The following is a 25028-nucleotide window of genomic DNA, read 5'->3' as shown; positions in this document are numbered from 1 at the left end:
AAATGATTTTTCGATTAAAGTTATCTTATTAAATTAACTAATTGTAATTTACTGATATTCAGCTTGAAGTGGAAACTTAAGGAGAGTGAATAAAGTTGAAATGATTATAACAAAAACCTAATTAAAATGAAAAATCATTTCACAACTTGGCTAATTATCATTATTGTATTTATCCTATCATTAGAACATACTTACGGAACAACACCAAAGTCATCTATTGTTGAGGCAAAAACAGGAGAAATTATTTTGACTGGAGGGTGGACCTACACAGGTTTTATGATGTCTTGGGAAGTTCTTTCAGAAAAAAATGCTTCACATTTTAATATACAAGCTTCTATGGATGGGATCATTTGGGATGATATTGGGGAAGTAAAAGTAAATCACTCTTTAGGTGAAAAAGCCAAGTATGAATATCTTATTACTTATGTTCAATATCAACATTTTCGATTAGTTGTACACAATACTGATGGTTCTTTAGATTACCTTAATGTTGTGGGAAACGGTCGAAAAAATAATATATCTAAAAAATAAATTTTTTAAAATACATGAATTAAAAAAAGATACCTAAAGTTGAAGATTAAATCATAGATTGACACCTTTAATTACCTATTGAATAATAGACGATTAAAGGTGTTGTTTTTACAGTGATATTATTGATTTTTTAAAGTGAATGTTAAAATGAAAGAAGAACTATTTTGCAGTTATTTAATAATATTAAATTCATAATTTTAGCAGCCTTATTTGTGTAATTGCTTAAACGAATATAATTAATAAATTTGTTTTAGTATGTTTGTCTCAGAGCAAGTAAATAACCTCAACGACAACATGGACAAATATTCCTATATCGCAAATGCTCATGGGGATTACATCGAGCAGATGTATGAGTCATTTAAGCAAGATCCAAACTCAATTGATGAGTCTTGGAAGAGATTTTTTGAGGGTTTTGAATTCTCATTAGAGAAATTCGGAGAAAACCCAGACTTAGACACAAAGACAACTAGCGCTAACGGTGCGAGCAAAACTGCAGGTGGTGTTTCAGAAGAAATGCTTCAAAAAGAAGTAGCGGTAAGACAATTAATTAATGCTTATCGTTCTAGAGCTCACCTTTTATCAGATACGAACCCAGTTCGTAAAAGAAAAGACAGACATGCTCGTCTTGAGTTAGAAGACTTTGGCTTATCTTCAGTAGATCTAAACACAGTATTCTCAGCAGGTTCTTATTTGGGAATGGGTTCTGTTCCTTTAAAAGACATCTTAGCACGTTTAAAACAAATCTATTACGGTTACATCGGTTTTGAATTTATGTCAATCCGTGAACCAGAAGTTTTATCATGGATTCAAGACAAAATTGAAAATGAGTACCCTTCTCATGAATTTTCAGACCATGATAAAAAACGTATCTTAAGCAAGCTGAATGAGGCAGTTGTATTCGAAAACTTCCTACATACAAAATTTGTAGGTCAAAAGAGATTCTCTTTAGAAGGTGGTGAATCAACAATTGCAGGTTTAGATACAGCGATTTTTACAGGTGCTGACCTTGGAGTAGAAGAGGTAGTTATTGGTATGGCTCACCGTGGTCGTCTAAACGTATTGACAAACATCATGGGTAAAACATATGATGAGGTGTTCAATGAGTTTGAAGGACAAGCGGTTCCAGATGAAACTATGGGTGATGGTGATGTAAAATATCACTTAGGTTTCTCTTCACAAATCGAAACACATAACGGAAAGAAAGTACGTTTGGACTTATCTCCAAACCCGTCTCACTTAGAAGCAGTTGACCCTGTTGTTTTAGGTGTTGTACGTGCGAAAGTAGATTCTATTTACGATAAGGATTCAAAACGTATTCTTCCAATCTTAATACATGGTGACGCGGCAATCGCAGGTCAAGGTATTGTATATGAAACAGTACAAATGTCAAATCTTGATGGTTATTCTGTAGGTGGTACTATCCACTTTGTGATCAACAACCAAGTAGGATTTACAACTGACTTTGACGATGCTCGTTCATCTATCTACTGTACAGACGTTTCTCAATTAATTGAGTCTCCTGTACTTCACGTAAATGGTGATCATCCTGAGGAAGTTGCTTATGCAATGAAATTAGCCGTTGAATTCCGTCAACGTTATAACAGAGATATCTTTGTAGATATGGTATGTTACCGTCGTCACGGACACAACGAATCTGATGAACCTAAATTTACACAACCAAAGCTTTACAACATTATTGCAAAGCACCAAAACCCTCGTGAGATTTACGTTAAGAAATTAATCGAGCAAGGTGAAATGAACGCTCAATTGGCAAAATCGATGGACAAAGAATTCCGTCGTTTGTTGCAAGATCGTTTGAATAATGTTCGTCAACATCCACTTCCATATAGACCTCAAGAATTAGAGATCCAATGGAAACAGTTGAAAAGAGGTAAAGAGGCTGATTTCGATGAATCACCAAACACTTCTATTTCAACGACAACAATTGAAGCGGTAGGTCATGCCTTAACAACTGTACCTGACGGTTTCAAACCATTGAAGCAAATTGATAAGCTATTAGCAGAGCGTAAAGAAATGTTCTTCGATAAAAAGGAATTCAACTGGGCAGCTGCTGAATTATTAGCTTATGGTTCGATCTTATTAGATGGTAAAATTGTTCGTTTATCAGGACAAGACGTTCAGCGTGGTACTTTCTCACACCGTCATGCAGTTTTAAATGATGCAGAGACAAATGAGAAATACAATTCACTAGCGAATATCAGCAAATTACAAGGACCTTTCTACATCTATAACTCATTATTATCAGAATATGGTGTGTTAGGATTCGAATACGGATATGCAATGGCTAATCCTAGTTCGTTGACAATTTGGGAAGCACAATTTGGTGATTTCTCAAATGGAGCGCAAACTATGATTGACCAGTTTATTACTTCAGGCGAAAGTAAGTGGGGTAGATCAAATGGATTAGTGATGTTATTACCTCACGGTTATGAAGGTCAAGGTCCAGAACACTCAAATGCTCGTCCTGAAAGATACTTACAATTAGCGGCACAATACAATATCGTAGTAGGTAACTTTACTACTCCAGCTAACTTCTTCCACGCAATCAGAAGACAGTTAACTTGGGACTTCAGAAAGCCATTAATTGTAATGTCTCCTAAGTCAATGTTACGTCATCCGAAGTGTGTTTCTTCAATTGAAGACTTCACAAAAGGAAAATTTGAAGAAGTTTATGATGATGTAACAGTAAAAGATCCTAAGAAAGTAGAAAAAGTACTACTTTGCACGGGTAAAATTTACTACGACTTAATGGAAAGAAAAGAAAGAGATAATCGTGATGACGTAGCCATCGTTAGAATCGAGCAAATTCATCCTTTCCCTGAGAAGAAAGTAAATGCCATTTTAAAGAAATATTCGAAACGTAAGTCATTAAAGTGGGTTCAAGAAGAGCCTGTAAACATGGGTTACTGGACGTTTATTATGAGATCATTCAGAAACGAAGAGGAGTTGATCAACATGAAGTTAGTTTCTCGTAAACCTTCAGCATCTCCAGCAACTGGTTTCCCTAAAGTACATAAGGAGGAATTAGAGCGTATCGTCTCTGTTGCTTTCGATAAAGAGGACCTATAAACATTAAATTATGATTATTAAAGAAGTAGCTTTTAATTCTCCTGAACACGATTTAACAGTAGCATTACGTGATGAGGTTTTACGTAAACCACTTGGGTTAGAATTTTCAAAGGAGGAATTATCAGAAGAGTTCGATAGCTATCACTTAGCAGCTATGAACGACAATGATGAAGTTGTTGCTTGCCTTGTATTAAAACCAATTTCTCCTGAAGAAATTAAAATGAGACAAGTGGCTGTGAGAGAGGATCAGAGAGGAAAAGGCTTAGGCTCTTTAATGGTTCAATTTAGTGAATACTTCGCAATGGATCACGGCTTTCACCTAATGTCACTTCATGCTAGAGAAGTAGCAGAGAAGTTTTATGACGCAATGGGTTATGAAAAGGAAGGTGAGAAGTTTGAAGAAGTAGGAATACCTCATTATAAATTTATAAAAAAATTAGATTAGAACTCTCGCGAGCAATCGCACAAAATATATAATTATGAGCTTACAAATGAACGTTCCAGAAGTAGGTGAATCGATCACTGAAGTAACGGTCGCAAGATGGTTAGTCGAAGACGGAGACACTGTCGAATTGGATGATGTACTTTGTGAATTAGAGTCTGACAAAGCCACTTTCGAATTGGTAGCTGAAGCAGATGGTGTAATAAAAATCGCTGAAGGTGCTGAAGAAGGTGAAACTTTAGAAATCGGTGCTCATTTATGTACAATCGAAGAAAGTGCTGGCGCTCCTAAAAAAGCAGCAGCAACGGAAGAGAAAGCAGCAGCTCCAGCAGCTTCTGAAGGTCCAAAAGCAACAGGTGAAGTTTTAGAAATGGTAGTACCTACAGTAGGTGAATCTATTTCTGAAGTAACAATTGCTACATGGGCGAAAGAGGATGGAGACTATGTTGAATTAGACGATCTTCTTTGTGAAATCGAATCAGACAAAGCGACATTCGAATTAACTGCGGAGGAATCTGGTATCTTAAGAATCGTTGCTGAAGAAGGCGAGACTTTAGAAATCGGTGCTCCAATTTGTAAGATTGAAGTAATGGAAGGTGGTGCTCCAGCGGCAGCAACTTCAGAGGCTCCAGCAGCTTCTACTCCAGCAGCGGCAGTATCAGGTGATACTACTTATGCTACAGGTCATGCTTCACCAGCAGCAGCTAAAATTTTAGCAGAAAAAGGTATTGATCCAAACACAGTAAAAGGTACTGGTGTTGACGGTCGTATTACTAAAGAAGATGCTGAAAAGGCACAGAAGCCAGCTGCAGCTCCTAAGAAATCCGCTCCCAAAGCAACGGAAGCTCCAGCTCCAGTAGCTGCTCCAGGTGAAAGAGTTCAAAGAAGAGAGAAAATGACTGCTCTTCGTAAAACAGTTGCTCGTCGTTTGGTTTCTGTGAAGAACGAAACAGCTATGTTGACTACTTTCAACGAAGTAGACATGAAGCCTGTTATGGATCTTCGTAAGAAGTACAAAGAGATGTTTAAAGACAAGCATGAGATTGGATTAGGTTTCATGTCATTCTTTACGAAAGCTGTAACTGTTGCCTTACAAGAATGGCCAGCAGTAAACGCTTACATCGATGGTAACGAGATTGTATACAATGATTATGCAGACGTTTCTATTGCAGTATCAGCTCCAAAAGGTTTAGTTGTGCCTGTTATCAGAAATGCAGAGTCATTGAGCTTAGCAAACATCGAAAAAGAAGTAAGACGTTTAGCCTTAAAAGCACGTGATAATAAATTGACAATTCCAGAAATGGAAGGAGGTACATTCACGATTACAAATGGTGGTGTATTTGGTTCAATGTTATCAACTCCAATTATCAACGCTCCACAGTCAGCAATCTTAGGTATGCATAACATCGTTGAGCGTCCAGTTGCGATCAACGGAGAAGTACATATCAGACCGATCATGTATGTTGCTTTATCTTATGACCACAGAATCATTGATGGTCGTGAGTCGGTAAGCTTCTTGAAGCGTGTGAAGGAGTTATTAGAAGATCCAATTCGTTTATTATTGGATGTATAAATCTGAATAAACAGACATAACAAATATATATTAGAGGAGTGCTGGAAGTATTTCTGGCATTCCTTACTCTTTAAAAAATACCTTATTAAGGACTAGATATGACATACGACTTAACAGTAATCGGTTCAGGTCCCGGTGGCTATATTGCTGCCATCCGTGCTGCACAATTAGGAATGAAAGTAGCTTTAGTTGAAAAATACTCAACTTTAGGTGGTACATGTTTAAATGTTGGATGTATTCCTTCAAAAGCATTATTGGATTCATCAGAATTATACCATCAAGCAGTTCACCGTTTTGCAGATCATGGTTTAGAAGTTGAAACTCCAAAAATTGACTTTACAAAAATGATTGCAAGAAAGGGCGAGGTTGTAAAACAAACAACTGACGGTATCTCTTTCTTGATGAATAAAAATAAAATTGACGTTTACCAAGGTTTTGGTTCTTTTGTGGATAAAAACACAATTAAAATCGATGGGGAAGAGTCAAAAGTAATCAATACTCAAAAGACAGTTATCGCTACAGGTTCTAAACCAGTAATGCTACCTTTCATCGAGTTTGATAAGAAAAGAGTAATTACATCTACAGAGGCTTTGAAATTAGAAGAAATTCCTAAGCATTTGATCGTTATCGGTGGTGGTGTAATTGGTCTTGAATTAGGTTCTGTTTATGCTCGTTTAGGTGCTGAAGTAACTGTAGTAGAATATGCGGATTCATTAATCCCTACTATGGATGTATCTATGGGTAAAGAGATCCAAAAAGTATTGAAGAAAGAAGGCTTCAAATTCAACTTGAAGACAAAAGTAGAGTCTGTAAAAGTGGAAGGAGAGGAAGTAGTGGTTAAAGCTACTGACAAGAAAGGGAAAGAAGTGGAAATCAAAGGTGATTACTGCTTAGTTTCTATCGGTCGTAAGCCTTATACAGATAAATTAAACTTTGAAGCTATCGGTGGTAAAATGGACGATCGCGGAAGAATTGACGTAAATGAAAATTTACAAACTTCTGTTGAAGGTGTTTATGCTATCGGTGATGTGATCAAAGGTGCAATGTTAGCACACAAAGCAGAAGAAGAAGGTGTATTTGTAGCTGAACATATGAATGGTCAAAAACCACATATCAATTACAAATTAATTCCAGGTGTTGTATATACTTGGCCAGAAGTTGCTTCTGTAGGTTATACTGAACAAGAACTGAAAGAGTCTAAACGTGCTTACAAGGCAGGTTCATTCCCATTCAGAGCTTCAGGTAGAGCGAGAGCATCAATGGATATCGATGGTTTGGTGAAAGTATTAGCTGATAAGGAAACAGACGAAATCCTTGGTATGCATATTATCGGTCCAAGAGCGGCAGATTTGATTGCAGAAGGTGTTGTAGCAATGGAATACAGAGCTTCAGCGGAGGATGTTTCAAGAATGTCACATGCTCACCCAACTTACTCTGAGGCAATCAAAGAGGCTTGTTTGGCAGCAACAGGAGATAGAGCATTAAATATGTAATAGATCCTTAGGATAAATATAAAAGGGAAGTAGTAGACTAATTAAGTTTATTACTTCCCTTTTTTTTGTAAATATTAGATCGGTCAAAAGTGAGTGATTTTCTATTTCACTTTATTCCATCTTTGATTTTAAGTCAGAACTCTTATAAGAAAATAAATTCGTAATATCTCTATCGATTAGTATTATGAACGATGGATAAAATCATTATTTATATCGTATAGTCTTTTATGTGGAGATTAACTGTTAAAAATTATATATGTAGTTAATAAATTCTGATGAATTATTGCCTAAAACTAAACTAGAATGTTGTTTAATTTTTAATTTATCTTCATAACTAAAACATTGATTTGTTAACAAATTAATGATATAATTTGAATAATCTACAAGAAATAATAAAAATTTCTCCAAATTTTCAGCACATGTAAACTCTATTTCTTCTGATTTATAATTTGTAAGTAAATATTCATCAGCTTTTAAAAGTATAATACTTTCATTGCTTTTAGAAAGGCAAAGTTTCATGTGATCAATTTCACCAAAAATTAAATAATTATCAGATTCTTCTATATCCTCATAAAATATAAAATTACCCATACCAAAATTACTTGCATCGTATGCATAAATAAAATCTTTTAAGAGATTTCCTGTTTCCTCATGCTTTTTAGTTAAACTCCAAATTTCTAAGGTGAACTCTGATTCTTCATCATCTTCTGTATAAAAATACATTTGTTCTAAATTTGGTAAACTACTTACTATTTTCTCACTTATTTCTGATAAAAATGATTTCTCCATTTTAAAAATATGGTTTTGATTGAAATTATAATGTATTACTTTATTAGTATACAATTCTATAGATAGAGTGAAATCCCCAAAGTAGGAGAATCTAGTAATGTATTAAAATTGAAAAAGTCATTTCTGAAATCTTTTTCATAACCTGTTATTTTTGCATTAATAGTTGAATAGGAGAGATCAAATAACGTTAAATTCATGCTAAACTTTTTTGAAAAGAAATATAAGAAACCAATATTTCCACCCACTAAAAAAGTAGAATTCTTATCAAAATTAACTTCCTCGATAAATAAACCATATGCTACATAAGGTTGAGTGTAAATATAAAACTTGTCTTGAATAGGAAAATGTATTCTTGTAAATGCACCAAACATCAAGTTGTTTTTCTGTAATGAAGTTTCATCTACAATAATATTTTCATTGCTCGTTGCATATTCTATATAGCCACCTAATGCAATTTTTGGTGTTAGCATAATTCCCACAGAAGGCCTAATGCTGAATGAAGTTGTAGTTTGACTTTCTCCAGAAACAGTAGTAGTTGTACTCGTAAAATTAAAAGTACCATCTAAAAGTAAAGTTCCTTTCTCTTGAGCAATTAAAAATCTTATGTTGAAATATAATAAACTAATTATCAGAAGGATGAATTTCATATAAAAAAATTAGATTAAACAGATGCTTAAAGGTAGTAAGTATTCAATGATTTACGAATGAAAAATTATTACAAATTTAAGTACTATACCTTATGACATTATCGAATTGATATTGTTTTCTAAAATAAATATATGATCTCTAAAAAGTCCATATCCTTGAACGTTTTGTCCATTTCCTTCCAATTTCAACCTACTACATTTGTATCATAAGGTTAAAAAAAAGAAACACTTTTAGCCTTGAAGAAATAAACTTTTAACACAGATCAATATTAACCCATTATCATGAGAAATTTTAAAATTAACACGATTGAATCAGCTCCTGAAGAAAGTAAAGCATTATTAGAAGGTAAGCAGAAAAGTTATGGTTTTATTCCCAATTTATCTGCAACAATGTCTGAGTCACCTCAGTTATCTTTAGCATATGATAATTTACATACTGCTTTTGTTAACTCATCTTTTAATAATGAAGAATTAACAGTAATATGGCAAGCAATTAATGTAGAAAACGAATGCCATTATTGTGTTCCGGCACATACTGCAATCGCAAATGCAATGAACATTGACCCTGCAATTACAGAAGCCTTAAGAAATGAAACAGTATTACCTAATGAAAAATTAGAGGCTCTAAGAACTTTTACTGTAGCAATGGTAAAAGAAAGAGGCTTTGTGAGTGATGCTCATTTAAATGCTTTCTATGCTGCAGGTTACACACAAAGAAATGTATTAGATATAATTTTAGGTTTAGCCCAAAAAACGATCAGCAACTATACAAATCATGTTGCTCAAACACCACTAGATTCCGCATTCCAACCATTTGAATGGACAAGAAAAGAACTAGCCGTATAGATGAACAAACAGAGAGAAAGAGGGGTGATAGTATTTATCACCTCTTTTTGTATTTTATGGAGATAATTATATTTGCAGTATGAAAAAAGAAGAGGCGATTAGTTTTGTATATAATGGAAGACCATTAATTGAGAAAGTAAAGATTGAAGTACCTTATAAAAAGGAAAGAGTCTTCCAAAATGAAGGTTGTTTCCTATATATGAAAGATGCTCACATCAAATTACATTCTTCTCAAGATAATGTAGAGGTGAAAATCAAAGAAGCCATTCTTTTGAGGTGTGATACTTACTTTTTGGAATTTTTAAAAGCTCAAAAAGAAAAAGACAGTGTAGAAGTAATTGCAGTACACTTGTATCCTGAGTTATTGAAAAAATTATATATCAACGAATTACCTAAACTTTTTGAGAAGAAAAATACCAATCCAAAAACGAAAATAGTTGAAGATGAAATTCTCATTTCAAGATTTATTGATTCCTTAGAATTTTACTTTGATAATCCATCTTTAGTGAATGATGATCTGTTGGAATTAAAAATTAAGGAATTGATATTATTATTGATACAAACTAATAATGTGGACTCTGTATTAGAATTAGTCAATGACCTTTATTCACCTAGAACAACACAACTCAAAAAGGTGATAGAACTACATGCTTTTTCAAACCTATCTGTAGAGGATCTAGCCAAAATGTGTAACATGAGCTTATCTTCTTTTAAAAGAGAATTTCAAAAAGCTTATGATGAAACACCTTCAAAATATATCTCGACGCAACGAATTTTTAAAGCAAAAGAACTCTTAAAGAAAACAGAGATGCCAATAAATGAGATTGCTTATGATTTAGGATATAATGATCCATTATATTTTACAAGAATATTCAAAAAAAAAGAAGGTGTTTCTCCTTCTCGATATAGATCTGATAGCCTTAAAATATCTCTTTAAAGTATTTGATTATCCTACTTAGTTCAATTTTCTCATCGTAAATTCTCAAGGTATTTATTAAATTCATAACGTACTTTCATAGGTTGTTTATTCGATTTTTTCGTTTTTTACTTTAATTTTTTTCTTAAAGTTGAGTACAAACTTTGAAATCGTTCCTTTACTAAATAAATGATCTACTTACTTATGAATTATTTAACTATGAGAAAAGTCTATTTATTTTCGCTCTTATTCTTTTGTTCGCTTATTTTTTCTTGTTCAAGCGAAAGTGACGATACTGTAAACCCAAATACAAATGCAGGAAATCAAAATCAGAATTCAAATAATGATGACGATGATGATACTACTGAAGAAGAAGATCCCCTTGCTGTTTATCGTAAGATTTATGCTGCCTCTGATATTTATATCGATGGTGAATTTGTCGTAATTGAAGTGGATGGTTTACCTGATCACGGAAGTCCATATTATCAAGATACAGAGTGGAGTGAACGTTATGAAGCATATAACTCTCAGGATTTTAGGCTAAACCCTAATAGAATTTCATCATTCGACCGTGTAGTGAAGATACCGTTAAATCCAGAGGAAGCTTCTAATCATCAATCTACCTCATTAGGAACAATGGGTATTGCTGTTAACGGTGTGTCATTTTATAATCAATATGCAGGTCCTAATGATCAGCCTCTGACTAATGAAATTTATAGTTTTGATCAATATAATGGTCACCCTCAACAGTCAGGTGAATACCATTACCATATTGAACCGTCTTATTTAACAGCACAAGATTCAATTGGAAATGAAGGGTTATTAGGCTTTTTACTCGATGGCTTTCCTGTTTATGGTCCTTATGAAAATGGAACGGCGGTGACGAATGATGATTTAGATGATTATCATGGTCATGAACATGCTACGGAAGATTATCCTGATGGCATTTATCACTATCATATTACTGCAGAAGATCCTTATATCAATGGAAATGGCTATTATGGAACACCCGGTACTTCGACAAACTAGTCTATTTTTATTCTTCTTATTCTTGTTTTCATGTACAAATAAACATGAAAACAAGAATGTCTATCTATTTGAAACTGTTTATGCAAAAGATGTAGAATCTAATTCTTCTAGAGGTATTTTTTATGTCAATGGTCATAAATTTACTGGAAGTATTTATTGGACTTATCCCAATGGCATTGATACATTAAGAGTTAGAAGATATGTGGATGGAAAGAAAGAAGGACAATGGTCAAGATATTATCCCAATAATGTAATAGAAGATTTACGCTTTTATCATTCAAGTCAAAAAGTTGGTGAACAAATAGGATATTTTCCTAATGGGAAAATTCATTTTGTAAATCATTTTGAAAATGATGTTTATGAAGGCAATGCCAAAGAATGGAATATTCATGGCTTGTTAATTAAGGATCAAAACTATAAGAAAGGTCAAGAGGAAGGAAAACAACAGGTGTGGTATAATAATGGGAAAATCAAAGCGAATTATATCATGAAGGAGGGAAGGAGATATGGCCTTTTAGGAACAAAAAATTGTATCAATGTATCTAATGAAACTTTTTAAAAGTATAGGTTTTGGAGTTGTGGTATTTGTCTTAGGAAGTTGTACGACTTCAGAGAAAAAACTGCCTTTTTATAATACACCTGATTTTACCCCTCATTTTCTATCTTCAGACACAGAAATAGAGCAGAAGATATCTCATTCAATTGCAGATTTTAAGATGAAAAATCAGTACAATGAAACGATTACACAAGAAATCATTGAAGGGAAGATTCATGTAGCAAATTTTATCTTTACAAGTTGTGGGAGTATCTGTCCAGTAATGACAGAAAATATGAAAATTGTGGATGATGAATACGCAGAGGATGAGAATGTGAAGCTAATGTCTTATACTGTGACACCTTGGATTGATAACGTAGATGTTTTACATGAATATGTCAATGCAAAAGATATTACTTCTAAAAATTGGCATTTTCTGACAGGTTCAAAAAGTGAAATTTATCAATTAGCCCGACAGTCTTATTTTGCAGAGGAAGACTTAGGTTTTACAAAAGATAGTACTGAATTTTTACATACTGAACATTTTATTTTAGTGGATCAAAATAAGAAAATAAGAGGGATTTATAATGGTACATTAAAATTGGAAATGAGACAGTTGGTAAAAGATATTGCGACACTAAAAGAAGAAGCCTAAACTTTCATGTTTAGGCTTCTTGTTAATCAAAATGTATAACCGATTTGTACCACAAACCGCAGTCCTGCAGTCCAGGTTCGGAAATTACCATCATTACTAATTTCTTCTCCTTCTAATAACCCTTCTAAACCAGGATATTTTTCGAGTAATCCATCTCTTACTTCTTCTAGTATGTCAGCTTCTTCTGGAATATGTAAATCACTATTGATCTTCATTTTTCCATGGTAAATACCATATCCTGGGCCAATCATAATTAGATCAATTGCCAATCGTTTTTTTACGATAAATTGATAGCCAAGCTCTAATCCGATATTAAAAATCGTTAGACTTCCTCTGATTTTTGTATCAGATGTACCTGGTGCAACTGGTTGTCCACCAATACTATCTAAGGAGATATCATTTCTTAGATTATAACTATAATAGGTGAAATATGGACCCCAATATAATCCATCAGGAGCAAAACCTCTGTTTCTTTTCTTAAAATAACGTCGATAATCAGCAGCAATACTGAACCCTTTATTTTCAAAGTCCTTAGCAGTACCATTACTCAAATTAAGACTAATAATTTTAGGAAAGGCTAACCATCCCGCATTTAAGGATACAGATTGGAAATCACTAATTCTTCTTTCATATCCAAAAACATAATTGCCTTCTCCCCATAAAAGATAAGGTGTTAGATTAAACCTCACGACGTTTTTTTTCATCATTGTTTTTGTTGAATCATGAACGTATTCCGGAGGATCTGAAAAGGTCTTTTTTTGAGCAAAAGTAGTATTAAGAATAAGAAAGATTGAAAAGAGTAAAAGATAGGTTTTTTTCATTTTTTGAGCTTAAAGTAATTCTATATTGAATTTACTCTTTTATTAGTAAAGATACTAATTCTATTAACCCAAAATCTAAAACTGCACCAATTGGTAATCCAAGGAAGAATCCATATATAATTAATCTCCTAAAATACATACCTGCGAACCCATAAAATAACTCTTCAATCTTAGCAGGATCCATTTCGTTTATTTCGGTGACTACCATGCCTTTGAAGTCAATAGTTCGAATTAAGGAGGCAGTATGTGGCGATGCAGCTTTCATTAAACCGTCTAATACTTTAGAAAGAAGGTAATTTTTGGTCTCTCGAGTTAGACATTTATTAAAGTCATTCAAGAATAGTGTAGAAAACTCTTTAAGTAACTGTTCAATCACTTCTCGATTTTGGACATTTTCAAGAGACTTGGCAATTCCTTTTTCAGCATCATATACTAATTGTTCATGATTGATAATATTTTTGATGCCATTTTGTTCAAGGTGTTGTGCAACTTCAAAGGCGATACTACTAATGAGCTTTTGTGATGACCTCGATTTAAGAATTACATCAAAAGTACTTTCAATTCCTTCTTTTAATTGATCTTCACTTGCATGTTTAAAAATCTCATTGACCTTTTTAGAAAGGATGATTTTTTTAGTAATCTGTTTAATGATCTTTGAAAGATCGGTAATGATTAAATCTCTTTTTTCATCATTATTTAATTGATCTGTAATGTGATTTCTTACTATCGTAATTTCTGGAGCAAGGTTTTTACTGAGTTGTTCATATAATTCCGTTTCAGTAATGTCACCTACACTAAGTATATTTTCAATTTTAGACTCAAAAATTTCATCGACTATTCTATTCAATACAAATTGGACACTCGTCAATAATCGTTGATTGCGTAATAGTCCAAGAATAGTTTCTTTAATTGGCTCATTATTGATGGCAACATTTAAGTCTTTAATCTTCGTTTGACGAGATATAATTGAGATTTTATCTTGAATCTTTTTAGTGATATCAGGCAGACCTCTCAAAAGAAGATCTGGAATTTTTTTATCAGTTAAAGCTAAAGTTGTGCGCTTGATATTTCCTTCGTATAAAGATGCAATTCTACGTTTTTCTACCACGGCAGCGTACACATCATCCGCAATTTTTTCATTATTTTCCTTTAAATGATGAATTACTTTTCCGATTAATTGTTCAACGATTTGAATACTGTTGGCTTGAAGTGCTTCATACGGTTTACCTCCAAACAAAGTACGAATAGGTTGTTCTTTATTCGAGATGTTGACCATTTGTTTCTCAAAGAATTCCAATAATTTAGATTGAAATTCTTCTTTTTCAATTTCTTTAATGAGTAGGTGCCAAATACTTTCCTTTATTTTCAATTTATTGTCACTGAAAATAGGAATTTCATTTAATGATAAGGTTCTATATTCAATTAATTTATCACGATAGATTTTCTTTAATTCATGGAACAATTCATCCTTCAAAATCCATTGATGAGCATTGTCTAATTGTCTGCTTAATATTTGTTTTACAGACTCAAACATTTGATCAATAAACTTATCAGAAATAGCGTCATCAAGCATTAAGTCATTATTTAATAATTCAATGACTTTATTAGTTAGAAATTTTGATAAAGTATCATAAACAGCGTCTCTATGAGCATAATCTACAAATTTTGTTTGTAATGATGCTACCGGAAAAGTATCGATTTTGACTAACTCTTCTTCTAATTTTTTAGCAAAACGCTGGGCATATTCATGACGCTTTTCGTAAAGATTTTCAGAAAAAGAACTACTTACTCGGTTAGATAAACCTTCTTTTTCAGTTTCTAAAAGTATATCTAATGTTCGGTAATCTGTATCAACAAACGTTTTATAAATACTCTCTTTTAGAGAAGAAAGTTTACTTTGAATATCATTGCCAATAGATTCTTCATTTAGAAGTTGTTGCCCCACAAAATTACCCATATTATTGGCGAAATTTTCTTTATTTGCAGAAACCACACTTGGAGTAAATGGAATCTTCATTCCTAAGAAATATTTGGCAGTGTAAGGTCTGAAAATCATTTTAATAGCAATCCAATTCGTTGCTAATCCTGTCACACCATATACTGTTACAATACCGAGCCCTAAAGTTAAAGGAGTCTCACCAAAATGAACAAAAGCCGTTAGACCGCCAGCAAGTGCACCAAGAAAGGCCCCAAAGTAAGTAATTGGCTTCATGTTTTCACCCATAAAACCTTTTACCATCTGCGGAAGTTGCTGATGTTTATTTTGAAGATTATCTGCAACGATTCTACTTACTTGTCCTTTTAAAAGACGGTTAATATTTCTGTCAATATACCCAATGATTCCCTTCGTTAATTTTCGAGGAAGTGAAGCACTATTTTGAGCTATTTTTACTAAATCATGAATTGGGCGTTTTTTACCTTTTTCAAATTCTTCTTTTGCAAATGAAATGGAAAGTCTTTTGAGTTTAGGTGTCCATTTTTCAATGGTATTTGTATTAATGAATCGAGAAAAAGGTTTTTGATCTGTTTCTTTTTCTATCAATTGCTCTAATCCTTTTGATAGCCCAATTTTTTCATTGGTGATTAACTTTTGAGAATATTCTTCAGCTCTATGTCCAAAGTTTTCAATAGTTTGACCTGTAAATAAAGAATAAAGAGGCTGGTCTTTCATTCTCTCTAAGCGATCAATGACAATCTTTTTCCCTTTTTCTGTAGATTTTTTTTGATATAAAAACTTAGAGATTAACTGTTCATCAATTAAAAAGTTGACCAATTTGGAAAGATCTCTATGCTGACGATCAGAAGACCAGATACTTTCGATTTTTCTGTCCATAATGGAAGACATCGATTTAGCACCTTGTCCTAAAAGTTTTTCATCAATCAACGTCTTTAATAAAGCATGAACGGTATTAATGATTCCTTTTTGATCAAATTTTTTGACAAGCGATCCAATGCTATTTTTCTTTAGATAATTCAGCATAAATTCAGCGCCTTGTTCTGCTAGAGCTGCTGAATTTTCTTTCGCTTTTTGATTATTGGCTATATGAATGATTTCATCCACCACTTTGAAACGCTCACTGACACTATCTACAAAAAGACTCATCAGCCAACGGCCTATAAAAGAAGATTCTTCCTCAAATGCTTCATTGACCAAATGATTGATTTCTTTTCTATTCTCCTGAATCCATTCTACCACTGCATCCAAAATAATTGGAATGTTAGTACGTAGAAATTTCTCAAAGCTCTCACCAATAGCGGGAGGAAGGATATCAAAAATAGTGGTCTCTTCATGACGGATCACATCAATCAAAATATTGATTAATCGTTTGATTGGTGCATTTTCACTTGGATCTTGAAGTTCTTTGTCTAAAATTCGATGAACTTCAATAGCGATATTTTTATGATCTCCACTTCCTAATAGTTCAGAAAGACTCTTTTGGGAAATACTCTCACTTAATGCTTTGATCAAGTCATCACTTTCTATTAATTTTAAGAAGCGATCAATAAAATCATTCAACGGCAACTCATCATTTTTGATAGAATCGTGTAATTCATCAAAAAAATCACCGGAATATAAACCCACAGCATCAAATAAAATAGGGGAGATAACATTTTTTACTTGTTCTCTTTTGAATTCATGCCATACATCATTGGTAAAAATCTCAATCAGTTTTTCTTTTTGAAGAATAGCAACAATAAGTTCGAATGCTCGATCACAAATATATCTGATTTGTTGTGTTGAGGTAAAATCAGAAATTAATGTATTTTCTAATAATCCCTCTAAACCTACACGAATTGTATTTTTAGCTTGATCTTCTAATAAGGCAAGAAATCGGTCGATCGATGTGTCTATTTCAGGTATTTGTCCAATAAGGTCACTTTCAGAAAATTCATTTTTGAGATGTGATTCAATGAATTCCGATAACATTGTGAACAAAGCATCTTGAAATGCTTCTTTTTTTACTTCTTCACTAATATTGTCATGACGAATGATCTCAGACTCTACAAGTTGACTGATGTTTTGGATAAATTCTTCTTTCGTTTGTTCAACAATACTAGGAATACCCAAGACTTTCTCGAATAGCATTCTTAAAGCCAAGTCATTTGTAGTGTATCCAACAACGGAACCCGAAAATATTTTTAATAGAATTTCACCGATCATATATTTAAAGCAACCCCTAATTAAGTTGCAGATATTGTGCTTGTTATGGTTAATTTGTAGACTAAAAATTAAATAAGTAACACTTAGTCTATTGATTTATCTATATAAATATAAACAAAAATGGGAGATCATCACTAGGGAAATCTCATTAAAAAAGGATTTGATCTCATGGAATAAAAAAAATCATTCGAAATCAAACTTTCTTGCAATTTTACACTGTATTCGTTATAGATTCCTTATTGTGTTACGAAATAATTGTTAAAACTGTTGTCTTGATCCTATTTGAATTAAGTTAAATTCTTGATAAAGAATCTTTATTTAACATGATATTATCCATTTAGATGGTTTTACCAAAGAATGTAAATGTAGTTTTTACAATTGATGATCGATTTTTAATTAATTTTTATGGGAGTGTAAAATGTAAACAAATGTTTTTATTTGTTAAAATGTGACTCTAAAGTGATGATATTGTACAAAACTGATAAGTGTCATTCTTACTTTCTAAAATCTAAATCTATATTGCATACGGTTTAGGATTTTAAGTGACAAGAATTGAAGTATTATTCGTCCTCTCAATTTTTTGAAACAAACTGGTCTACTTAAAAACTATTTATATTAACAATTTTGACTCTATACGATGAGTGAAACTATAGAAAAAACGGTTGTGAACGACGTTCAAACAAAACAGAAAAACAACACAGGCCCATTCTTAATAATGGTAGGCTTGATGTTCGTAGTTGGTTTCTTAACAGTAGTAAACCAACAATTCCAAGCTCCTCTACAAGAGGCATTGCTTTCAGAAGCAGGTAGTTTACAAAATACATTAGCTACTTTTATTACTTTTGCCTTTTTTATGGGTTATCCTACAATGGGTAGTATCGCTTCTTCTTGGGTAGACAATAAAGGTCATAAGACAACTTTAATTAGAGGTCTTGTTATGCTTGTAATTGGTCTTGGTATCGAAGCATTATCTGCTAAGTTTGCGGATCTTCCATCAGTAGCAATTGGTGAAGGTATGGTTCCTCAAGCATTCTTTATTTTCCTATTAGGTTCTTATGCTTTAGGTTGTGCATTGGCTGTTTTACAAACTGTGATCAATCCATTTATCGCTGTTTGTGTTGTACCAGGTACATCTTCAGTAACTAGACTTAGTATTGCAGGTGCTTTAAACTCAATCGGTACGACTATCGCTCCAATTTTTGTAGCAAGTATCATTTTCGGTGGAGTAGCTCCTCAAGTAGCTCAAATCTTATTACCACTATCTATCCTAATGGGTGTTCTTATTGCAGTAGCAGTAGTTTTAGGTAAAATTGAATTACCTAACCCAATGGCATCAGATGATGGAGAGGAAGTTGATCCTTCAACATTAACAAAATCAATATGGAGCTTCAAACACTTAACTTTAGGTGTTATTGCAATCTTCGTTTACGTAGGTGCAGAAGTTGCAGTAGGTTCAAATATCGTATTACACGCAAAGCAAATTGGTTTACCAAAAGAAACATATGCTTTAATGGCTACTTTATACTGGGGATCTATGTTAGTAGGTCGTTTAGGTGGTTCTGTTTTAGCTAAAGTTCCAGGTCAAACACAATTATTAGTAACTGCAGCAGTAGCATTAGTATTAACAGTTGCTGGTATGTTAACACAACAATTATGGTTATTAGTAGGTATTGGTCTAATGCACTCTATCATGTGGGGTGCAATCTTCGCTTTAGCGATTGATAAATTAGGTCCTTATACTGCTAAAGGTTCAGGTGCATTAATGATTGGTGTAGCAGGTGGTGCTATTCTTCCTTGGTTACAAGGTGTAAGTGCTGATGCTTTAGGTGATTGGCAAATGACTTGGGCTATTGTAATCTTATGTGAAGCATACTTAGTTTACTACGCTTTAGTAGGTTATAAATCAGACGATGTTGAGGCTTAATTAAAGTTTTAACATTGGCAATGAACTCCCTTATATTCAATTATGAGGGAGTTTTTTATTTATAGATTTAAATGAACCACATTTAATAGGCATTAAAAAAAGCCCGTTCTATAAGATCGGACTTTTCCTCATTCTGTAACTGATGAACTATTGTGCTATCTATTATACTCTACCTTTTTCGATAATTTGTTTTAGTTATTCCTAGGTTTAACAGGAATGATCTCTACTTGAATATGAACATGTTACAAATTTACATTCATTTAGGGTTGTGCACATTGGATAAATACCTAATTGTCATAGGTAAAATACCTATTTATGCCTTTTTAAGGTGTTTAAGGGCACAAAAAAAGGGTGAATTACTCACCCTTAACCTCTAAGTTGTATTTCTTGATATAAAAAATCGAGTACTATTATGCTTTTAAATCTTCAAATAACTTGTGTTTAATTGCATACATTACAAGTCCTGCAACATTTCTCTGCCCTGTTTTATCCAATAAATTACGCTTATGTGCATCAACAGTTCTAGGAGAAATATATAATTTTTCGGAAATCTCTTTGTTTGAACATTGCTCTATTATCAAACGTAAAACTTCTTTTTCTCTAAGGGTTAAGACAAAATGAGCATCATTGGCATTAGCTTCTTTTGCTTCTGTTTCTTTGTAACTTGTAATAATATTTTTAGTGGCAGAAGAACAATAATAACTATCTCCAGCGATCACTGCTCGAGCAGCTTTAAGAATCTCTTCTTCTGTACAATCTTTGAAAAGATAGCCATCTGCACCTGCATTGACCATATTTTTGATGTATTCACTATCCATCATCATGCTCAAAGCAATGACTTTTATTTCAGGAAAGGTTTCCTTAATTTTTTTAGTTGCACTAATGCCATCCATACCTTTCATCGATATATCCATAAAAATAAGATCTACATCCATAGCATATAAAGCTTTGAAAGCACGTTCACCACAATCAGCTTCTGCTATGACTTCAAAATCATCACAATTCTTAAAATAAGAACGAATTCCATGTCGAATTACACTGTGATCGTCAACTAATAAAATTTTGGTTTTCATAATAAATAGCTTTTGTAATTTCTTGGATTAATTAGTGAATGTTTTTAGTTCGATAATTACACAAGTTCCATAATTAGCGGAAGATTCAATCTCTATAGTTCCGTTAATTGAATTGATTCTATCTTTCATACTCTGTAGTCCTAGTCCTTTTTTTGCATTGGCTAACGTTTTTTCGACATCAAAACCTTCACCGTTATCTTCAATCATGAGTGTGATCTGATCTAGATTCTGGTTTAATGAAATAGATACTTCACTTGCATTACCATGCTTAAAGGCATTATGAATCGCTTCTTGAGTAACTCTTAATAAAATATGTTGTTGGGCAAAAGAAAGTACATTCTGATCCATTTTATGGAAGAAATTGACCTTCTTCAGTTGTAAAGTTTGGTAGGTATCTACAATTTTTCCAATAGAACCAATAAATCCCAGTTTTTCAATAGAAGTAGGCATAATGTTGTGAGCGATATTTCGCCCTTCCTTTGTGGCATCTCTTACTTGTTCACGTATCCTTTTGAGAACATTAATTTGTTCCTCATTTAATGTTGCCGTATTTTTAATAAATTCATCTAACTGGTATACAGAAGCAGTCAATGTCTGTCCTAAACCATCATGAATTTCTTTTGCAAAACGTTCTCTTTCCTTGTCCTCAGTTTGAAGAACAGCCTTTTGAATATTATCACTATGGTTTTTGAAGAAGGTAATATCGGAATGTTTTCCAATAACACGGATTACTTTTCCATTGACATCTTTTTGAATTGCCGCTTTGAGAAGTACCCAAATAATTTTTCCATCTACATCTAACATTCTGAAAATGGATTGAAAACCGTCTTTTATAAGAATATCCCTTTGCAAGGTTTTAATTGTATTGGGTCGGTCATCAGGGTGAATGAGATTCAATAAAGTAGAAATATCACCTTCACTCTCATTTTTGTCCATACCCAACATTTGATAAAAGGCTTTCGAATAATGTACTTTTCTCGTTACATGATTCCAATCCCAAATGCCTTCTTTTGATGCTTCAAATGAAAGTCTCTGTCTTTCCTCGTTTTCAAGAAGTGCTAGTGTGTCATTGGCGGAATTTTCAAGATTTAAAGGAAGGTCAGAAAGTAAAGAAACGTCCTTTTCATCTTTTATTTTTCCTTTTAGAATTTCATTCAATGATTTAGCCTGTAAAAGGGCGTGCAATTTCTTTTCGTTTGTCAAAAGATCAGTGACCTTTTTCTTCAAGCGTATGACTTCACGAGCGTTGTCTTCATTGTTTTGATGGTCCAATTCAAACGAAACCCAGATGTAATATGTATTGAATTTCGTTAAAGAAATGGAATGCGTTTTATGACTTTTCTGATGTAAAAGTTGACCAGACCAAGAATTGTTGTCTGAGGTTAATACTTTAGGTGTTTTGTCTTTTAGGGTACCAAAGTCGTAATACTGATGAATAGAAGGGAAAGATTTGTCCCTTTTGTTCGTACTCAATACTTTGCCTAAATCGTCTAGAATAGCAATAAATAGCAATTGATTGAAGATATAATCGTGTAATTCTTCAATCCTTAAAGGTGCGTTTTTATTAGATTCGTGGGCAGTCATACATTCAAAAAAAAGGGTCGTAATAGTAATTAGGTTTATATAAATTTACTATTAATCCTTCTCTTTTGAAAGAGGAATGTATGATCTGCTTAGTTATTAAAGAAACTTGGCATTAATGTGAATTCAGGGATTTCAACATCAAATAATGTATCATCCTCAATTTTTTTCATAATATAAGAACCAGACATTTTACCACATGGTGACGGGAAATGACAGCCAGAATTGTACTCAAAACTTTGACCTGGAATTAAGATAGGTTCTTTTCCAACAACACCTTTTCCATTGACAACATTTCGAACTTCACCAGTGATGTCATTAATCTCCCAGTTTCTTTTCAGTAGCTGAATCTTGTTAGCACTTAAGTTTTCAATCTTAATTTTATAACTAAAAACATAGTGTCTTCTAGAGGGATCGGAATACTCTGGAAGGTAGAAAGTTTCTACACTTACCTTGATTCCTTCTGTAATTGCAATTTCCATAGTAGATTATAATTCGTGTTATTCCTAACTAATATAATACATAAAGGTTTACTTATTAGTGATTTATGTTTTCTTTTAAACTTTTTTATGTAAGTGCTTATATATTTTTAATCCAATTTCTTGTATTTATATAAGTACTTATATAAATTTGATCAAAACTTAAGCGCATGGATTTTTATCAATCAGCGGGAACTTTGGTTTTGGGAAGTAGGCTAAGAAGAATAGGGGAAAGGTTTCTCTCTGAAGTTGCGAAAGTCTATGAAACAAAAGGAATTGAATTTGATCCTTCATGGTTTCCGGTTTTTTATTTACTCGACGAAAACAAAAAAATGTCGTTGAGAGCAATTGCTGATCAATTAGGAGTCAGTCATTCTGCAGTAAGTCAATTGACCACTGCATTGATGAAAAAAGAGCTTCTTTTGATGGAAAAAGACAAAAATGATGGAAGAAAACGTCTCATTTGTTTGACTTCGAAAGGAGAAGAATTAGTGGAAAGTAGTAAACCAATTTGGTCTTCTATCCAACAAGCAATGAAAGAGATCAGCAAAGAAAATGAATGTCAAATTTTAAGAGAATTAAGCATTCTTGAAAGTTCTTTAAAAGAGAAATCATTATCTGAACGCGTATTAGATAATTTAGATAAATAGATACATAGTACAAAGTACTTACCACATACTAATCACATAATACTAACATGGGAAAAATATTCAAATATGGTATTGATCACTTAACGGTGAACACTGCATTGGATATTGCTAGAGGAAAAATCTCTGGCGTTTTAAATAATACAGCGAAAGATAAAGTACTGAAAAGTCAAGCCGCTGTTCAAGAAATTGTAGACAAAGGAGATGTTGTCTATGGTGTAAATACAGGCTTTGGACCTCTTTGTACAACCACAATTTCTGAAAAAGATACTTCTACTTTACAACACAAGATTTTACAAAGCCACAGTGTTGGTGTAGGTGAAGCCATTCCAAAAGAAGTTTCAAAAATCATGTTGATCACTAAAGTACATGCTTTAGCGCAAGGATTTTCAGGGATCGCTTTAACTACATTGGAAAGAATCATCTGGCATATCGAAAAAGATATTGTACCAATGGTTCCTGAAAAAGGTTCTGTGGGTGCATCAGGTGATTTAGCTCCTTTATCTCACTTATTCTTGCCACTTATTGGTTTAGGTGAAGTATATGATGAAAAAGGAAATAAGGCTTTAGCATCTGATGTCTTGCATCGTTTAGGTGTGAAATCTCTTCAACTAGGACCAAAAGAAGGTTTAGCTTTAATTAATGGTACACAATTTATTTTGGCACATGCTGTAAAGGTAGTGGAGAAATTAGCCAATGCATTGGATACTGCAGATATCATTGGAGCGATGTCATTGGAAGGTTTAATGGGTTCAGCAAGACCATTTGAAGCAGCTTTACATCAAATCAGACCTTACAAAGGAACACGTCATGTAGCCTCAAGATTACATAATATGCTACAAGGATCAGAAATATTAGGTTCTCATGTGGATTGTGACCGTGTGCAAGATCCTTATTCATTAAGATGTATGCCTCAAGTGCATGGTGCTTCAAGAAATGCTTGGTTACACTTAAAAGAAATGGTAGAGGTGGAGTTAAACTCTGTGACAGATAACCCTATTATTTTAGATGCTGATAATGCTATTTCAGGTGGTAACTTCCATGGACAGCCATTGGCAATTCCATTAGATTATGCAGGTGTTGCTGCTGCTGAATTAGGAAACATCGCTGACCGTAGAAACTACATGATGATTGAAGGTCGTTTTGGTCTTCCAAAGTTATTGATGGCAGATGTTGGATTGAACTCAGGATTTATGATTCCTCAATATACATCTGCAGCTTTAGTGACTGAAAACAAAACATTATGTTTCCCGGCTTCAGCTGACTCAGTTCCAACTTCATTAGGTCAAGAAGATCACGTATCAATGGGTTCTGTTTCTGGTCGTAAAACTTTACAGATCATCAAAAACCTTGAGCAGATACAAGCTGTTGAATTATTATACGCAGCACAAGCATTGGACTTTAGAAGACCATTAAAATCTTCTCCAATCATTGAAGCTGCTCATGCTTATGTTCGTGAAAGAGTATCACATGCTGATGAAGATAGAGTATTAGCGTATGACATCAAAGCAATGCACGATATCATCGAAAGTGGTGCATTAGTTCGCATTTCTGAAGAAGTAGCGAAGAAGGAAAAAATCAACTTAGAAGGGGAATTCAAAGCAGAATTCACTTACTAAATTTTATGTTTCAAGTGTTTAGCCATAGCGGCACTTGGAACTATGTATCGGAGAAGTCTCCTGACTTCGAAATACTCTTTGGTTTGTTGGTTCGAAGTCAGGAGACTTCACCAATGACCAATCACAAGTTACGCCTGTCGGCTTAACACTTGAGATAGATAAAAGAAACACTAACC

20 protein-coding genes are annotated in these 25028 nt (G+C 33.3%); 13 read left to right on the top strand and 7 right to left on the bottom strand.

The window, feature by feature from the left end; translation table 11 throughout:
- Positions 1-126 precede the first annotated feature (126 nt).
- The 5 genes from ACXAHM_RS05765 to lpdA all read left to right on the top strand — a co-directional run bounded on the left by ACXAHM_RS05765 (position 127) and on the right by lpdA (position 7129).
- Positions 127-531 (top strand): hypothetical protein, encoded by a 405-nt coding sequence (locus tag ACXAHM_RS05765; RefSeq protein WP_474959459.1) that lies wholly within the window; start codon positions 127-129, stop codon positions 529-531.
- Between the two features lie 294 nt (positions 532-825).
- Positions 826-3621 (top strand): 2-oxoglutarate dehydrogenase E1 component, encoded by a 2796-nt coding sequence (locus ACXAHM_RS05760; protein ID WP_474959481.1) that lies wholly within the window; start codon positions 826-828, stop codon positions 3619-3621.
- A gap of 10 nt (positions 3622-3631) precedes the next feature.
- The gene (locus ACXAHM_RS05755) at positions 3632-4066 is read left to right on the top strand and encodes a GNAT family N-acetyltransferase (RefSeq protein ID WP_474959458.1); all 435 of its coding nucleotides are present in this window, start codon (positions 3632-3634) and stop codon (positions 4064-4066) included.
- Positions 4067-4100: 34 nt separating this feature from the next.
- Positions 4101-5636 (top strand): 2-oxoglutarate dehydrogenase complex dihydrolipoyllysine-residue succinyltransferase, encoded by a 1536-nt coding sequence (gene odhB / locus ACXAHM_RS05750; RefSeq protein ID WP_474959457.1) that lies wholly within the window; start codon positions 4101-4103, stop codon positions 5634-5636.
- Between the two features lie 98 nt (positions 5637-5734).
- Complete coding sequence (gene lpdA / locus ACXAHM_RS05745; protein ID WP_474959456.1) at positions 5735-7129, top strand: dihydrolipoyl dehydrogenase; 1395 nt, start codon at positions 5735-5737, stop codon at positions 7127-7129.
- A gap of 243 nt (positions 7130-7372) precedes the next feature.
- Here the strand turns inward: lpdA and ACXAHM_RS05740 are convergent, their stop codons facing one another.
- Positions 7373-7918, bottom strand: coding sequence for a hypothetical protein (locus ACXAHM_RS05740; protein WP_474959455.1), 546 nt, complete (start codon positions 7916-7918; stop codon positions 7373-7375).
- 56 nt (positions 7919-7974) lie between these two features.
- Positions 7975-8565, bottom strand: a complete 591-nt coding sequence (locus ACXAHM_RS05735; protein ID WP_474959454.1) for a hypothetical protein — start codon at positions 8563-8565, stop codon at positions 7975-7977.
- Between the two features lie 282 nt (positions 8566-8847).
- On the opposite strand from ACXAHM_RS05735, the gene ACXAHM_RS05730 reads away from it, so the two are divergent.
- The 5 genes from ACXAHM_RS05730 (at position 8848) to ACXAHM_RS05710 (ending at position 12546) form a co-directional block, all read left to right on the top strand.
- Positions 8848-9411, top strand: coding sequence for a carboxymuconolactone decarboxylase family protein (locus ACXAHM_RS05730; protein ID WP_474959453.1), 564 nt, complete (start codon positions 8848-8850; stop codon positions 9409-9411).
- Positions 9412-9490: 79 nt separating this feature from the next.
- Entirely contained in the window at positions 9491-10348 is an 858-nt protein-coding gene (locus ACXAHM_RS05725; protein WP_474959452.1) for a helix-turn-helix domain-containing protein, read from the top strand.
- Between the two features lie 198 nt (positions 10349-10546).
- Positions 10547-11356: a YHYH protein gene (locus ACXAHM_RS05720; RefSeq protein WP_474959451.1), complete on the top strand. Its 810-nt coding sequence runs from the start codon at positions 10547-10549 to the stop codon at positions 11354-11356.
- Positions 11328-11915: a toxin-antitoxin system YwqK family antitoxin gene (locus tag ACXAHM_RS05715; RefSeq protein ID WP_474959450.1), complete on the top strand. Its 588-nt coding sequence runs from the start codon at positions 11328-11330 to the stop codon at positions 11913-11915. The genes ACXAHM_RS05720 and ACXAHM_RS05715 overlap by 29 nt, the downstream gene beginning before the upstream one ends.
- Positions 11902-12546, top strand: a complete 645-nt coding sequence (locus ACXAHM_RS05710) for an SCO family protein (protein ID WP_474959449.1) — start codon at positions 11902-11904, stop codon at positions 12544-12546. The genes ACXAHM_RS05715 and ACXAHM_RS05710 overlap by 14 nt, the downstream gene beginning before the upstream one ends.
- 26 nt (positions 12547-12572) lie before the next feature.
- On the opposite strand, the gene ACXAHM_RS05705 is transcribed toward ACXAHM_RS05710, so the two are convergent.
- On the bottom strand, positions 12573-13367 hold the full coding sequence (locus tag ACXAHM_RS05705) for a DUF3575 domain-containing protein (protein WP_474959448.1): 795 nt from the start codon (positions 13365-13367) through the stop codon (positions 12573-12575).
- A 31-nt stretch (positions 13368-13398) separates the two neighbouring features.
- Positions 13399-17529, bottom strand: a complete 4131-nt coding sequence (locus tag ACXAHM_RS05700) for a DUF445 family protein (protein WP_474959447.1) — start codon at positions 17527-17529, stop codon at positions 13399-13401.
- Positions 17530-18166: 637 nt separating this feature from the next.
- Here ACXAHM_RS05700 and ACXAHM_RS05695 point away from each other — a divergent pair.
- Positions 18167-19453: an MFS transporter gene (locus tag ACXAHM_RS05695; protein WP_474959446.1), complete on the top strand. Its 1287-nt coding sequence runs from the start codon at positions 18167-18169 to the stop codon at positions 19451-19453.
- Positions 19454-19863: 410 nt separating this feature from the next.
- On the opposite strand, the gene ACXAHM_RS05690 is transcribed toward ACXAHM_RS05695, so the two are convergent.
- From ACXAHM_RS05690 to apaG, 3 genes are all read right to left on the bottom strand, one after another.
- Complete coding sequence (locus ACXAHM_RS05690; protein WP_474959445.1) at positions 19864-20526, bottom strand: response regulator transcription factor; 663 nt, start codon at positions 20524-20526, stop codon at positions 19864-19866.
- Between the two features lie 27 nt (positions 20527-20553).
- Entirely contained in the window at positions 20554-22110 is a 1557-nt protein-coding gene (locus ACXAHM_RS05685; protein WP_474959444.1) for a sensor histidine kinase, read from the bottom strand.
- Positions 22111-22199: 89 nt separating this feature from the next.
- Positions 22200-22589: a Co2+/Mg2+ efflux protein ApaG gene (gene apaG / locus ACXAHM_RS05680; RefSeq protein ID WP_474959443.1), complete on the bottom strand. Its 390-nt coding sequence runs from the start codon at positions 22587-22589 to the stop codon at positions 22200-22202.
- Between the two features lie 167 nt (positions 22590-22756).
- Between apaG and ACXAHM_RS05675 the strand changes: the two genes are divergently transcribed.
- Positions 22757-23236: a MarR family winged helix-turn-helix transcriptional regulator gene (locus ACXAHM_RS05675; protein WP_474959442.1), complete on the top strand. Its 480-nt coding sequence runs from the start codon at positions 22757-22759 to the stop codon at positions 23234-23236.
- A 47-nt stretch (positions 23237-23283) separates the two neighbouring features.
- Complete coding sequence (hutH, locus tag ACXAHM_RS05670; RefSeq protein ID WP_474959441.1) at positions 23284-24852, top strand: histidine ammonia-lyase; 1569 nt, start codon at positions 23284-23286, stop codon at positions 24850-24852.
- Positions 24853-25028: the final 176 nt, after the last annotated feature.

This window comes from Flammeovirga sp. AWQ4_249 (genome assembly GCF_056161045.1).
Note: the sequence above shows the minus strand (reverse complement) of the source record. Positions and strands in the feature narration are given on the sequence as shown.